Origin of the sequence: Candidatus Uabimicrobium amorphum (assembly GCF_009002475.1) — a bacterium.
Lineage (GTDB): Bacteria > Planctomycetota > Uabimicrobiia > Uabimicrobiales > Uabimicrobiaceae > Uabimicrobium > Uabimicrobium amorphum.
The window spans coordinates 6,221,982-6,238,080 of the sequence record NZ_AP019860.1; the positions used below are offsets into that span (position 1 = coordinate 6,221,982).

The window sequence follows — 16,099 nt, forward strand, 5'->3', positions numbered from 1 at the left end:
TATTCATATCTACTCTTTATGAATTTCTGCTAAAAACTTTCCGCCTTTTTTAGCGTGAAAACCTGGTTTGAGAGTTATCTTTCTTCGGGCTTTCAACATCATTTCACCACCAGGAGCATTTTGAAAAGTACTAACATCAATATTTACTGCTTTTTCAATATTAGCCTGTTGCTCTCCGAATTGTTCTTGTGAGCGAATAGTCACATTTTTCAACAGCTTTTTGATTACAACATCATCCATATTTCTTTCTACTAGTTGTTGTCTACTATCCTCAACAAATTCATCACTTGCTTCACTTCCTGTATACATGAGATAAAAACTTTTAATCTTTTTCGTTGCTTTCTTGGCTATCAGATAACGCATTTCTAATAAGCCATAATCATGCATGTAGTTACTACACTCTACTATCTCGTTGATATCAGGTTGGCGTGAGAGTATTTCTTCAAAAGCACGATAGAGTTCACGTTGTACAAATCGATGGTTGTCAGAACTTCTGGTATATGGGTATAATTTATTTGCAAAATATCGATCTACGCTAGATAAGGTGTGACGTCCTCCCCACCATGGATAAATATCTAGATTTCCTGACTTTGAGTTTGGCATTAGTATATAACGGATATCATCAATATTGGTTCTGATGTAAATGTTGTCATTATTTCTATATAAAATTATTTCAGCATCTTTGTCGATTTCTAGTCCTTCTTTGCGGAAATCATAGCGCATCTCTAAAGTATTACGCCATCCTTTGAGATCCTCTTCATGTTTACCATCTAAAATTCCCAGGCGGTACTTGCTGTAGTCTTTTACCAGGTGCAAATTAATCGGATAACACATAATAGAGTGAGGATCAAAATCTGTTGTAGCATGCATAGGTTTGAATCGTACTTCCACTATTTCACTTTGGAATGGCCCCGTGTTGTATCCCTGATTGTTAGATGAGTCAGAATTGATTTGTTGTACCTTACCATAAACTCTACGCGTAAAAGAACTGCCTTTTAGTTTTGTCATATTTATAGACATCATACTGCGAACGACTTCATCTTCTTTTTTAGGGTAGATTTCCTTGTAGTAATTGAAAAGTTTCTCCTCATCCCACTCTACTCTAAAGTTCGGACTTTGTTGTTCATGTTTAAAACCCATAGCATGGCCGAATTCGTGTAATATGGTTCCATATGTATAAGAGTCGTAAGGAATGACCTTTTTGCCACCAATTTCTCTCAACACATCACTGCGCAATTTTGTTTTCTTGGACTTTTTATCATAGTAGTAAAACAAAAAGTTCATGCTTGGATTTTTACCTTTAGAATCCGTCCCTACATAAGAGTTGTTACCTTGGCTGGAAGAAATATTTACCGTAATTTGAGCTTTGCTGCTGTTATCAAATACAAAATCGATTCCACAACACTGTTCCCAGTTGTCTTCTACGATTTTTTGAATCTGCTGTTCAAGGATACGATTTCTGATACCAACAAAACGAACATGAAGAACTCTTTCGTTTTTAGGCCATAATTTTTTAACAGCACCAACAAGAGAGAGACCTGACTGTTCTTCTTGTTGGTGTGTTTGCTCGGTAAAGTTTTCGCTACTTAAGTCAACTGTTTTACACATATCTTGTGCAGGTAAAAATATACTCCAGTGTAAAAGTAAACATAAAAGAGGCCAATTCTTTAGATTAAGCATTATCATTCTCCTGCAAAACCACTAACAAACTTGTTACTTAATCATGTCTAAATCTTTCATGATCCCTCGTAACCTGGGTATATATACCTCGTTAAAGTCATGAGCATCAAAACTCCAGCCAGATAGCCCACTCATACCTACAGAATTGACGACAATGTCATCATTATCAACTAAGCGATAGTAGCGGTTTTCTTGTTCTGGTGGTCGTGGATGGTTAAAATTTTCATTAACAGGAGAACCTACAGCAACCCAACGTAAATGCTTTTTTACCCATGGTCTATATCCCAAAATTTGCATAATAAAACACGCATTACGAACTATTACGCATCCTTGAGAATGACTTACTATCGTCATCGGTTCGCCCTTTTGAGCTTTTTCGTACATTAGCCCTGCAACGCGTCTAGTACAGTAGTTACTAACATAGATTTTATCAAGTAATCTTCTTGGATCTCTTGGTATTGTTACATCAAATGATAAAAACTCTTGTGCAAGTTTGGACAACACACGGAGTGTTTCTTCAAAAGGTGCGAGATTATACCAATCTAGATCACTAAGAGTTTCTGTAAAATCTAGTGCATAAAATTTATTTCCTGTATTATAGCCATCAGGATCATCATGTGATTTATTATAAATTACGCGGATAGGGTGTTGTAGAGTATCAGCAAGCATTCTCATAGAAGTTTGAGCTTTCTTTTCGGTAGTTGCAACACCATTAACATAATAGATTATATGTCCATCCAGTGTTTTTCCCTGACTATCCGTATTTTGATGAAACTTCTTAGGTATTTCTGTATCGCGATCCATTAGTGCATTTAGTAATTCTCTTAGAAGAGTTCCTTCTAGCCTGTTAAATTCTACCATGCTCGCTTTTTTTAAAGTCTCTTTGCGTCGTTTGAGAAACTTCATTCCATGTTCCCACTCATTTTGGGGATCGTAGTTTTTAAGGTCGAAATTCTCAACAGCTCGTATTCTCTCGTCAAGGTATTTTCCTCCCGCTTTGAGTTCTGTACGTAAGCTATCTTCTAAAGTTCGGAAACGATTATCAATATACGTATTTAAGACTTTACTTCGATCGGCAAGGTAATCATTTGTAACCCTGAGGTGCCTTTTGATGTTAAAGGTCGCTTTTACAAAATTCCCTAGATGTTCTCCTTTTTCGTCAGCCCAACCAGTAAAGGCGTCCCAGTCAGATTGTTTTTGATAGTCACTTTTTTCGCCAACTATTTGGTAGATTAGTTCTTCTCCGCCTTTTACTGATAAATATAAATATTCTCCGCCTACTGACCAATTTAAGTCGAGAGGAATTTTTTCATACCCTTTTGTACTTTCTTCGTGGCGAGTTAAAACTTCTATTTCTTGAAGTGGATTATACCCTCCTTTTTTGTAAGCCATGTATATATATGATCCACCAGCACCAGCATTGAGGTCATGTCCCCTTAAAGTATAACCAGGAGGGGCAGAAACATTTTCTGGACCAGCTACCAAAAATAGACCAGTGATTCTGTCATCAGGATTTTCGGGGGTTTCAACTTTATAACACAAATAAATATACTCTCCACCTGCACCAGTATTGAGATCCTTGGTACTTTTGTACCCTTCCGGAATTTCTTTACTATCCCATTTTACAGTAAGATGCGTTATTCCTTTTCTATATACTGTTACACTTTTCTTAACAGAAACTCCGTTGAAAGCTGCAACTATCTTCACCTCTAAATCTCTACTATCTGTTGATAGTGTTTTAAAAACTTTTTTTATCTGATTTTGAAACACTTTATTTTCAAGTTTAGCATATCCATTTGGGGTAATCATCCATTCACATTTATCTGTTACCCTATATGAACACGGTTCATTTTCGGAAAAAGAAGCATAAGCTTCAAATTGAGGTTGCTCATTTTCATAAAACGAATCTGGGCCAAAGATAGCTATCCTATGAATATCAGACTTATCAATATGAGCCCTTAGATTTTTACAGTGAAAACCAGGCTTAAAAAAAATTTGTTTTTTTGCCATCAATTCAGTTTTAGAGCTACCAAACCTTTGTGTTGTTTGTATGTCATTTAATGACTTATGAATTACACCAACTTTTAAGTTTTTACCTGTTTCGAAGCCACAATCTAAATATAACTGTTTTTCTTGAGACGCTAAAAAGTTTGTAGCGATAAAAAATAGAATGAAATATACTGTTTTCATATCCCCTCACAATTTTTAAATTACCTAATCTCTAACTACGCGGATAGCAACAAATGGTTGCCACGAAAACGTTTTTGAAGCGGTTTGTCCAAATAATTTATTGGAACCAGAATACGAAGCTACACCAGCCCTAACATGAATACGAATGCTGCCATATGAATTTATTTTCCCATTTACAAAACTCCGAACAGCTTCATCTGGATCTTTCCCATCTACTAAGGCTTTGAAAAAGCGTTCCATGACATCAAAAACTAAATTATCTATATCGTTGAGCATTTCATCCGCTATTTGTCGTGCAGTTTTTTCTAAATACAATGAAAATGTTTCAATTGTATTTGTTGTAATTTTTTCAAATGACTCAATGCCAATTTCTTCTATTTTGGTGAGAGTTGCGTTGCCGCCTCCTCCATAAATATCAATACCTATAGCTACTAAAATTTCGGCTAAGTCTGTTTCTGTAATTTCTCTTCCCCAGGCTACTGTCCAACGTCCTTTACCATCTTCATTTTCATGATTATAAATTTCTTCTCTTTTATCCCACTTGTTTGTTTCATAGCCGACAACATTGCTAACAGCTTTTTCTATTTTCTGAAGTTCTCTTTGGATGGTCTGTGCAGTTTCTTTTGCTTTTTCAACTTCTCCCTTTAAAATTTCAAGTTTTTGATTAACATATCCTTCGATATTTTTGTGTAGGTAATCTTCATCATTTCCATAAGGAATAGCAAGTATTTCATTTCCACCTTTTACAAAAATATAAATATCCTGCCCATGATATTCGCGCAAAGGAGACTGGATTGATTCTTTTATATGTTGATGGCATCCAAAGTTTGTACTGAGGTTTATTCTTGTATATCCTGGCTCAGGTAACCCCATTGCGTCTTTCGCTGCAATTAAGTTTTCGATAGGGTTATTTCCTCCTGTTTTGATACAAAGATAAACATAGGCCGTTCCGTCGCCACATCCTTTGTTCAAATCAACAACAACTTTGTATCCTGGAGAAATAGGAATTTCTTTACCACCTGCGACTATGGCAATACCCGTAATTCTATTATCTGGAGAAATAGGCTCGGTCTTAACTCCTAGAAAGATATGCGGTGTAGTAGGCGCAGTGCCACTGGTAAAACTGTTTGTACCTCTCACTTCAATATGCTTATGACCATTTGCTTCCGCTTTTTCTATAGCGCCTGATATTTCTTTATCAATTCCTGCCTGAATTGAGGTGATACCGAGCTTTAAAATTTTTACAGGAAACTTTACTTCAAACACAACACCTTCTACAGCAAAAGCGGCGACAATATCAATTTCAATATCGTAGGGAACTGTTTTGGCTTCAAAATTACCTTGAAAGATACCACCATAGCTCTTATGAGAAACAATCCACTTGCAAACATTTGTTATATCTAGAGTTGTATCAGGAAAATGTGCAGTAGCTTTATATTTTGCTGAACGCTTTTCATACAAAGCACTTATGCCACTAACAGAAATGCCTGTAGGGATATTTCGCGAGATGCGGATACGGGATTGTGTAGTGTGAAATCCAGGTATAAGTTGTACCTTTTTCCTGGTAACTGTGTTGTTTTTTTGTGCTCCATCGAACAATTTTTTGCCAAGATATGTTTCTGTAGGAATTTTTTTATAAACAGTTTTTACTGGTCCATAATAATCAGCAAATAACGATATGGGGAACAAGAAAAATAAAAAAAGTATCTTCATAACATTCCTTCTTCGTGATAGAAAAGGCAGGAGATCTGCCTTTTCTCTTATTTCTTCAATAAACCGTGGAGTAGTTTTTCAACTTTTTCGAGACGCTTTTGCATTTCAAGTTTTTCTGCTTCCATGCGTTCTTTCATTTGGTGCTTTTCCACCTTGAGTGATTTGATTTGTTTATCTTGCTGAATTGTATACAAAGTAAGTTCTTCTATCTTCTGTAGTAGTTTCCCTTGCATTGCGCCTAACTGGATACCATTTTGTTTTACTTCTTTTCCTGAAGGGATATCAGGCAAATGTTTATTCTTTTTAATTTGTTGCTCTACTTCCTCTAAAGAAGTCAGGTTATAACTGTCATCAAAAACAAAGTCCGGCCAATCTTGATGAAGTGCAACCAGTACTTCTTCTGCTAGTACCTTTCCTTTTACAGCAAGACTGTATGTGGAATGAGGAGAACACTTAATTCCAACATTCCCACCTTCGTTGATAGCAAACAAATCTCGAGCTGGAGTCGTAGTATAATTACTAATGTAAAAACTACCTCCGCTGGAAGCTAGCCTCCAGTTACCTTTATGATTATCTAACCGTAGAGATGTAAAATGCTTTTCTGAACAAATATGTAAATTTGCCTTTGGATCTGTTGTACCAACCCCAATCGCTCCGCTAACATTAAGGTTGTTATTAATTTTGGTATGCCCACCTATTGTTAGAGTGTATTTATCAGAAGGTTGTGCATTAATTGCTACCCAGCCATCCTTATCGATTGTCATTGCTTTTCCAACAGGGGTATTGAAAGAAAGTTCTGTTGGAGACATAATTTTTCCAGTCCCCAGCGTCAAGTCTGTTATGTTCACTTTTTTAGCATTAATATTTTGAGCAATGATATCTTTAGAAGCCTTTATGGATCCATCCACAAAAAGTCTATGGCTTACCCCATTGAGATTGGTATTTGTACCAATAGCAATACAACCGTTGCTTTTTACTGCGAACAAATCTTCGCCGCTTTTCATATTGCTGAGATAAAAATTAGTTCCACTAGAAGAAGCCTTCCATTTTCCAAGATTACTTTCCAACAGCAGGGAGGCATAGTTTTCTGTTGATTTAGCGTGTAGCACCCCTTCAGGACTATCTGTTCCAATACCAATTTTATTTTGAGCAATGATATTGGTAGATGCCTTGATAAGCCCACTGTTAATATTTTGAGAAAAAATATTTCCAGAAGCCTTTATGGAACCATCAACAAAAAGTCTGTGGCTTACGCCATTGAGATTGGTATTTGTACCAATAGCAATACAACCGTTGCTTTTTACTGCAAACAAATCTTCACCGCTTTTCATATTGCTGAGATAAAAATGGGGACCACTGGAAGTTAGCTTCCACTTTCCAGACTCATGTTCCAATAGTAAAGATGTTGGGCTTTCTGCTGATTTTACATGTAAGTTTGTAGCATTGATAGTTTCTGTGTGGTTTTGCGCTGTAGTAAATCCAACTATGGATAAAAATAAAAGAGTAACTATATATTTTTGCATCAAATTCTCCTGATCTGAATGAAACTAATAACTTTGAAAAATTTATAACATCATGGGCTAAAAAAATTAATCTTTTGAATTTATATTTGCCCAATTCTTTCTCAATTAAACCTCTTAAGTATTTATGTTTTGGAACGGTTATAACTCATATGGTAGACAATGTAGCAGCGGTTGGGTGACAGGGCAAGCCCATTGACTTAAGAAAATCTAGTAAGTAGGTTTTCGTTTTCTTTTATAGTAATTAACTTGTTTTCGAGGAGATTTAACTCGGGGTCGAGGGCGATCTTTTCGAATGCAAGTAGGAGAAGAAAGAAAAAGTTGAGTAAGTTTTTCAAAAAGTAAATCAGAGTCATTTTCAAAAAGTAAATCAAGAGCGTAGTTTTTAATGGTATTAAAAGAAACGGATTTATTGACCTGCTGAGGATACTTATTGCTAGAAGTTTTCTGATCAAGAATATCTTGAGCATCTTCAATAAGAATAGATTCAAGACCACTAATGTAAATAGTAGCATAGAAATCTTGTTGAACAGATAGAGTAGTTTTGCCAGTGAAATTCTCAAGGTCAAGACGGTTTTTAATGCGATCAAAGAAAGTTTCTATACCCCATCTAAACCAATAAAGCTCTTTAAAATCATCAGTGGGGTACAATTGTTCATCCACTAAGGAAGAAACAAGGACTTCAACATCACCTGTATCAAGCATAACACGAACAAAACGTACAGAAATTTTCGATGGTAGAGACTGGTCATTAACTAATTTCTTTTTATCGTCAGGAGGTTCAATAGTTGTAATACAGCTCTCAATTTTCTGCTTAAACATTTTGTTTGCTTGATAGAAAGAATTAACAGGACATCTAACTACAAAATTGATACCTTTTTTACATAAATGTGCTAACAGGGTATATGAACAATAACCTCTGTCGAAGAGAATGAGATCATTTTCATTTGCATGTTGAAAGTGTTTGTAAGCAAATAGCTCTTCATCTTTTTTACAGTGTCCTATTTCGCTATCAATTGCGATTTCGTTTAGTAGATCATAAAGTACTGACACTGTTGCAAATGCGTGTGATCCTTCTACACTTATGTTTTTATTTTTATATCTTATTGTGCCAAAATGTTCTTCTATCTCTTTTTCATTTGGAAGTCTTACTTTTGATCCGTCTATTGCACATAGACGAAAACCTTTGTATTTTCTGTAGTCTTCATCTTCATACAATGTTTCAACTACTGCTTGCTTATTTAACTCTATAAAGGCTGTATAATTCAGCTTTTTCCTTGCTTTTGTATATGCTCCTGAGGTTACCGTTGTAAAATTTGTAAGCAAGTCTTTTACGAATTCGTTTAGCCTATTTTGTATTGATTTTATGCTTTTACGTATCATGAATACCATTAATCTTGAAAAAGGTAGTTTTCTTTCTCTTGTAAAGTCTTTTTCGTTTTTACGATGCATTTTTTTGAAACGCTCTGACTCTAATAGTTCTTTACTTTTATCTATTACTCTTTTTTTTCATAATCTCTTCTTTTACTGTTTTAAATTATTTTATACTATATACTTACGCTTAAGTCAATGGGCTTGGGGTGACAGGGGCGTGGTTTTGTTAAAACAAACTCAGCACTATGACTTTTTCAAAATTTTTAAAATTTTCAATTGTAATTTTACAATAACCGACAATATCTTGTTTGTCTACAAAAAAACAATGCTTTAGCGAAGCTCTATCATTACATTCTCAAACTAAACCACTTAAGTTATGTAAAATTTTTATTTTTTGAGAACTTTTTGTAATAAAGACTAACAGTACAGGAATTATTGATTTTCTTTTAATTCTATTTCTACTTGCTTTGGAGTTTTTCCTTCAAGTAAAAGTTTTACTCTTTTTGCTGTCTCTTTATATGTTTTGGATGAGTACATGTTTGCTTTTTTGGTATTTCCCTGCCATGCATAAATAGCAGCAACGGTATTTAGAATTTCATAGTCTTCTGATTTGGATAAAATTTGTATGTCTTCTTGAGTAAAGACGTTTTTCTTTTCTTCTAGATAAGCATGCCATACGCATGAATTTAAGACTTTAAGTCCCAATACTTTTTGATTTGCTTCTATTTGTAAAAATTGTCGGATATGAGGAATAACAGTTTTTAAAGAATTTTTTTCTGCTATTTCTTTCAAGGCATAAACTGCTGAATTTTGAACATCTTTATCTGAATCTTTTAATAGGGGGATAAGAGAAGGTGCAGCTTTTTCTCCCATATCTACTAATGCTTTTAAAGCTGAATATCTAATCCAGAAATCTTTATCTCTCAAAAGGGGTATAAAACATGGTACAGCTTCTTTTCCTTTTCTCTTTATCTTTTCCAATGCTTCTTTCCCAAAAGATCTAACATATTTACTATCATTTTGCAAAAGAGGGATAAGATGTTGAATTGCAAGAGTTGTTTTTCCGATTTTCCCCAATGCCTCAGCTGCATCCCCTCTCAAATAGTAATCCTGGTCTTCTAAGAGGGAAATTAATGCTACTATTATTTTTTCAGTTTTTTTTCCTATATTTCCCAATGCCTTCGCTGCATCCCCTCTCCCCCTCCAATCATAGTCTTTTAGAGCAGCAATAAGAGTAGGTACAGCTTTTTCGGCTTTTTCTCCTATCTTCCCTAGTGCTCTTGCTGCATTTTTTCTCACATCTTCATCCTGGTCTTTTAACGCAAGAATGAGGTCTGGTACTGCTTTTTCTCCAATTTTTCCCAGTGCCTCTACTCCAGAATGCCTCACATTTGAGATCTGATCTTCTAGGAGGGGAATTAATTTTGGTATTATATTTTCAGCTTTTTCTCCTATCTCTCCCAATGCCCACGCTGCATTTCTTCTCACCCTCCAATCCTGGTCTTTTAGAGCAAGAACAAGAGCCGATACAGCTTTTTCAGCTTTTTCAGCTTTTTCTCCTATCTCTCCCAATGCCCACGCTGCATTTCTTCTCACCCTCCAATCCTGGTCTTTTAGAGCAAGAACAAGAGCCGATACAGCTTTTTCAGCTTTTTCTCCTATCTCTCCCAATGCCCACGCTGCATTTCTTCTCACCCTCCAATCCTGGTCTTTTAGAGCAAGAACAAGAGCCGATACAGCTTTTTCAGCTTTTTCTCCTATCTCTCCCAATGCCAACAATGTGCTACACACTACATCAGAATTTTCATTTTTCAATAAAGGGACAAGATGTGATACTACATTATCGACTTTTTCAGCTTTTTCTCCGATTTCTCCCAATACTTCGGCTGCATTTTTTATAATATTTTTATCTTCATTTTGTAAGAGAGGAATTATTTGCCGAATAGCTTTTTCTCCCATGTTTCCCAATACTTCTATTACACTCCGTTCTACATCTGGATCTTTTAGCAGAGGGATGAGATATGGTACAGCTTTTTCGCCCATCTTTGCTAATGCTTCTAAAGCATTCCTTTCGAAGTATTCATTTTCCAATAGGTGTATCATTGGATATGCGTTCTTTTTCAGCCCCAGTACTTTTTTAGCTTCCTTTATTACATCCGAGTTTTCATATTTTAACAGAGATATCAATGCGTACGCGGCATATCGTCGGACATTAGAATCTTCATCTTTTAGTAAAGAACTTAAGTATGGAGTAGCAGAGGTTGCTTTTTCTCCGAGCATTACTAGTGCTATAGCTGCAGAGCATCTAACATCTGAAATTTCGCTTTTTAGAAGAGGAATTATAGATGGTATTGCTTTTTTTCCGATTGCTTTTATGACATCTTGTGTTACATCTGTGTCTGCTTTCATCAGATGTATAAGGTATGGGATAAGATGCGGTACTACAGAGTATGTTTTTTCACCTATTTCCCTCAGTGCTTCTAGTACTTGCCATATTACATCTGAATCTTTCGAGAGAAGAATAATAGATGATATGGCTTTTTCTCTCATATTTATTAGTGAGATAGTTGCAAAGATCTTAACATCATAATCTTGGTTTTTTGAGAGATTTTCTAAGATAGGAATGATGCATTCTTCTGTAGAGAATTCACTTTCTTGTATTCTACCAAATGCTATAGCAGCAGCTTTTCTGACATGTTGATCTTTGTCTTCCAAAAGAGAGATAAGTGAAAATATTGCTTTTTTTCCGATCACTCCCAACGCTTCTACAGCTTCCCATCTTACATTTGGGTCTCCATCTCTCAGTAGAGGAATAATATACTGCACCATTGGATACGCACTCTCCTTCATCATTCCTAATGTTTTTACTGCTTCTCGCCTTACAACTGAATCTTGATCCCTCAACAGAGGAATAACGTAAGATACAGTAGAGTAAGATTTTTCTCCGATCTTTCCCAACGCTTTTACAGCTTCCCATCTTACATTTGAACTTTTGTCCTTTAACAAAAGTACAAGATCTGGTATTGCGGGATGTGCTTTTTCCCCTATCTCTCCCAATACTTTTGCTGCATATCTTCTTACAAAAAATTTTTTATTCTGCAAAAGAGAAATGAAAGGCAGTGTTGCTTTTTTTGCTATCTTTTCTAATGCTTCTGTTGCCGAAAGCTTAATATCGTAATTTTTATTTTCATCTAATAGAGGAATAAGAGCGAGAATAACTTTTTCAGACTCACCAATCTCTCCCAATGCTTCTACGACAGCGTTTTTTCATGTTCATATAAATCCTGATCTTTTAGCGCGAGAATAAGAGCTGGCACTGCTTCTTCAGCTTTTTCTCCTATTTTTCTCAATGCCACCATCGCAAGGTATCTCAGATTCCCCTCGTCTTTCAATAGAAGAATAAGAGCTTGTACAGCTTTTTTAGCTTTTTTTCCTATATCACCCAGTGCCGATACCACAGATTCTCTCACCATCCAATCCTGATCTTTTAGTAGAGGAATGAGAACTGGCACTGCTTCTTCAGCTTTTTCTCCTATTTCTCCCAGTGCCGATACTGCAGATTCTCTCACATCTTCACTTTGGTCTTCTAGCAAGAGAATAAGAGCTTGTACAGCTTCTTCAGCTTTTTCTCCGATCTTTCCTAATGCACCTGCTGCAGAACTTCTCACCCTCCAATCCTGATCTTTTAGTAGAGGAATGAGAACTGGCACTGCTTCTTCAGCTTTTTCTCCTATTTCTCCCAATGCATCTGCTGCATACCCTCTCACACCATAATCCTGGTCTTTTAATGTGCGAATAAGAGCTGGCGCAGCTTTTTCTCCTATTTTTCCCAATGCATTTACTGTATACCTCCTCACTAAGTCGTTTTTGTCTTTCAATAGAAAAATAAGAGCTGTTACAGCTTTTTCAGCTTTTTCTCCTATATCCCCCAGCGCCTCTACTACAGATTGTTTCACGTATACATCCTGATCTTTTAGAGCAAGAATAAGAGCTGGCACAGCTTTTTCTCCTATTTTTCCCAATGCATTTACTGTATACCTCCTCACTAAGTCGTTTTTGTCTTTCAATAGAAAAATAAGAGCTGTTACAGCTTTTTCAGCTTTTTCTCCTATATCACCCAGCGCCTCTACTACAGATTGTTTCACGTATACATCCTGATCTTTTAGAGCAAGAATAAGAGCTGGCACAGCTTTTTCGGCTTTTTCTCCAATTTTTCCCAATGCACCTGCTGCATATTCTCTCACATCTCGGTCCTGGTCTCTTAGGGCAAGAGTTAGGGCAGGTACCACAGCTTTTCCCCCTATGTTTCCCAATACTTTTGTTACAGTTTTTCTCATATCTCGGTCCTGGTCTCTTAGGGCAAGAGTTAGAGTGGGGACCACAGCTTTCTCTCCTATTCCGCCCAATGTCAATTTTGCAGAAAATCTGACATTCTCATCCTGATCTTTTAGAGCAAGAATGAGAGCAGGTACTACAGCTTTTCCCCCTATGTTTCCCAATGCTTTTATTACAGTTGTTCTTACATTAATGAGATCATCTTCAAGTAAAGGGGTTAGATATTTTACTGTCAAGCGGGCCTTTTGTCCTATCCCTCCTAGGGCTTCTGCTGCCGACTTTCTCACCTCACTATTCCTATCCTGTAAGAGAGAGACAATATCATCTATTGCTTGCTCAGCTTTCTCTCCTATTTTTCCCAGCACATGAGCAGCAGAGCTTCTTACATTTTTATGTGGATCTTGTAATAGAGGGATAAGATATGGCACTGCAGAATGCGCTTTTTCTCCCATTTCTCCCAGTGTATTAGCTACGGAACTTCTCACATTTTCATTTTCATGTTTTAACAACTCTAAAAGAATTGTAATTGTAGAATACTCCGTGACTGTTTCCTTAGAAGTAAGAATATCAATAGCGCTTTGTTTATCGAAGCGATCTCTCTGATCTATAGAAAGAAAAAAATGAGCGATAAAAGGTTCTTTTTTATCTAACCTAGCTATAACTGAAGCGGCTTTAGAACGTATGTCTTCCTTTTGGTTGACATCGATCATAGTTTGGTAGATATCATTAAAGTTTTCTTCTGCTAAAATTGGGATAAAAAAATCTTGATCCTGTGTATTTAGTTTATCGATTAATTTAAAGAACGAAACTTTTTCCCAAGTGAGAAAAGCAAATAGTAATTTTTTCGATATTCGGTTTTTGCTTTTATCTCTCTTTAATTCTTTTACAATGGCTAAAAACGCTTTTTCTCCGATTTTTTCTAAATCTTTTGCGATATCTTCTTTAACATTTTTATTTTCTTCTTTGAGTAGTCGAAGAAGAGTTTCCATGTCTTTGCCTTTTTCTTTGAGATACTTTAAAACTTCTTCTCTGAGATATTGATCTCTTATGCCAAAATATTTTTTAAATACCTCAAAATGTTTTGAACAATCACTATCTTTAAGTTCATCTTTTAATAAATCAAATGCTCTCTTGCGCTCAGGATCATCTGTTTTTGACAAAAACAGATGCATACGATTTTCATAAAGCTTCAACTCTTCTATTCCAGTATTTATCAACCAGTGATATTCCTTAACTATCTGGTGGTATATCTGTGCTTGACTTTGAAATTTTTTACTGATCATTTTTTGAAGTTCTTGTAATTTATCTACTTTATTCTGTATACGTTTTGGCTTAGCTTTGTCTTTCGATGATTTTTCCCATTTTAACTTTAGTCTATTACTGTATCCCTTAAGAATATCAATAGCTTTCTCATCTGCATAAAAATGTAATGCCCCCAAACAATCAACTACTTCATATAAGTCTGCTTCATCTTGCTTCTGATTTTTGAGAGAAAAGAAGCTTTCTAAATCTATTACTTTTCGTTCTTTATTTTGATAAGAAAAATACTTTGTCAATACAGATACAATATCGTCAAATTCCTTTATTTCTCGAACATGTTTTTGAGCTTTCTCCTGGATAAACTTCAAGGCAGTTTTACGAGGAAGAAGTTCTTCATCTTCTAATAATTTTGCAATGTGAGGTAGAGCACTTTTTGTTAGAGAGATTTGGTCTTGTTCAGGATAATCATTGATAAACTTACCTAATGCTTCACATCCTGAACTACGAAAGTCAGCGTAAACTTTGTCGCTGAGATACAAAGGAGCCAAAAGTTTTGGGTTGAGAACTTTATACGCAGGAAAAAACATAAAGTCACCATCGCCTCCCAGACTACCATAGCGTGGTGTTTGTTTAGCGTTTAAGCGTTTGTCGTTGGTGAGGTTAGTCATCATGTAGTAACCTAAGTCAGAAGTCAAAACTATACCATCATCTCGCCCAACTAATCCTTTCAATGCTTGTAAGAACACAGCAGAAAAAGGAGAGTGGCCACTTGTATCTGTGAGTTGTGCGTACTTTGCAGAAGTGCTTAGTTTATCAGCAACTACCTCGTTCCCTGTTCCTGCACTAATTACCTGAAAAGATCTACGCGCAAAAAGTCTATCTATGTTTTCTCCTGTACCAAATTGGAAAGTCGCGTTGTTGTAACCTTGGAGTTTTGGTTTGTACTTGTCTTGGAGAAGAGATCCTCCAAAACAACAGTCGAGAACCATCAAAGTGTGCTTGGCGTTTTTTTGTGAAAGATCTTTTGCTACTTTTGTTAGCGAAATATAACCATTTTCATTTTTGTTTTCTGGGGTTGCAACGATGTTGCCGGGTACACCATGCCCTGCATAAAACAAAAATATAGCATCGTTAGAACCTACTTTAGAAAAGGTTTGGTATAAAAATTCTTTGATTACTTTTTTGGTAATGAGCGGATTGACAACGATAGTTGTATTGTTATATTTCGTTGTATAAGTTTTTCCATAAGGAGTAAATTTACTTTGTGTTTTCTCTTTTAGTTCATTTTGGGGATAGACATTTGCAGGGATTGTATCGCAAAGATACACCACATTCTCAAATCCATAACGATTGCTCAAAACAGATGCGACTTCACCAGCGTCGTAGTTTGGTCCATCTAACTCAGGATAGTATTTATTGTATTTGTTGATGCCGATAACTAGTGCATGGCGTTTACCATAGCGCAAACGCTGTCGAAAGTCGCTACTAACACCGAGGATATTCAGGCCACCGAGGTTTTTGGATACTCGCGATGCCAGGGAACGCTTTGTTGTTGTTTTTTGGAATTTCTTTTGTAAAGTTTGTGGTGGCAAATATCGTTTGATAATATCTAGTGCATATTCAATCGCTTTTTTGTTTTCATCATTTGCTTTTGCCAGTAATTTTTGCAAATCCGATTGAACAGAGATAGCATTCGTACCCATTTTTTCTAATTCAAACAATGCCAAAAGATGTGAACGTGCATCTTTTAATTGTAATTGTTGTAATATTTTGTTTAGTCGTTTGTTTAAATTATCGTCTTCTGATTGCGCAAAAGTTAAACAAAATAACATAAACAGAATTACCACATATGGCAAATATTTTCGTTTCATCATGAGAAACCTCACCTAAAAAACACCTCTTCAAAAACATAAAATACCATAGCAAATCTAGGATGATGTTGCAAACTTGCTTGATTTTTACCAATGTATTAAACTTTTAGACTTTAAATTTTCCTTTGTGACTAGGTAACAAGAAACTTGTTACCC

The 16,099-nt window shown here is 35.8% G+C and carries 7 protein-coding genes; all 7 read right to left on the reverse strand.

Annotated features, from left to right (window positions below; translation table 11 throughout):
* Positions 1–9 precede the first annotated feature (9 nt).
* On the reverse strand, positions 10–1,680 hold the full coding sequence (locus UABAM_RS22460; protein WP_151970237.1) for a 3-coathanger stack domain-containing protein: 1,671 nt from the start codon (positions 1,678–1,680) through the stop codon (positions 10–12).
* A 33-nt stretch (positions 1,681–1,713) separates the two neighbouring features.
* On the reverse strand, positions 1,714–3,870 hold the full coding sequence (locus tag UABAM_RS22465; protein ID WP_151970238.1) for a lipase family protein: 2,157 nt from the start codon (positions 3,868–3,870) through the stop codon (positions 1,714–1,716).
* 24 nt (positions 3,871–3,894) lie between these two features.
* The gene (locus tag UABAM_RS22470) at positions 3,895–5,583 is read right to left on the reverse strand and encodes a hypothetical protein (protein WP_151970239.1); all 1,689 of its coding nucleotides are present in this window, start codon (positions 5,581–5,583) and stop codon (positions 3,895–3,897) included.
* 47 nt (positions 5,584–5,630) lie between these two features.
* The gene (locus UABAM_RS22475; protein ID WP_151970240.1) at positions 5,631–7,106 is read right to left on the reverse strand and encodes a hypothetical protein; all 1,476 of its coding nucleotides are present in this window, start codon (positions 7,104–7,106) and stop codon (positions 5,631–5,633) included.
* 207 nt (positions 7,107–7,313) lie between these two features.
* The gene (locus tag UABAM_RS22480; protein WP_261344000.1) at positions 7,314–8,600 is read right to left on the reverse strand and encodes an IS4 family transposase; all 1,287 of its coding nucleotides are present in this window, start codon (positions 8,598–8,600) and stop codon (positions 7,314–7,316) included.
* A 309-nt stretch (positions 8,601–8,909) separates the two neighbouring features.
* Positions 8,910–11,723: a HEAT repeat domain-containing protein gene (locus tag UABAM_RS22485; RefSeq protein WP_151970241.1), complete on the reverse strand. Its 2,814-nt coding sequence runs from the start codon at positions 11,721–11,723 to the stop codon at positions 8,910–8,912.
* Between the two features lie 5 nt (positions 11,724–11,728).
* On the reverse strand, positions 11,729–15,946 hold the full coding sequence (locus UABAM_RS22490) for a HEAT repeat domain-containing protein (protein WP_151970242.1): 4,218 nt from the start codon (positions 15,944–15,946) through the stop codon (positions 11,729–11,731).
* Positions 15,947–16,099 lie beyond the last annotated feature (153 nt).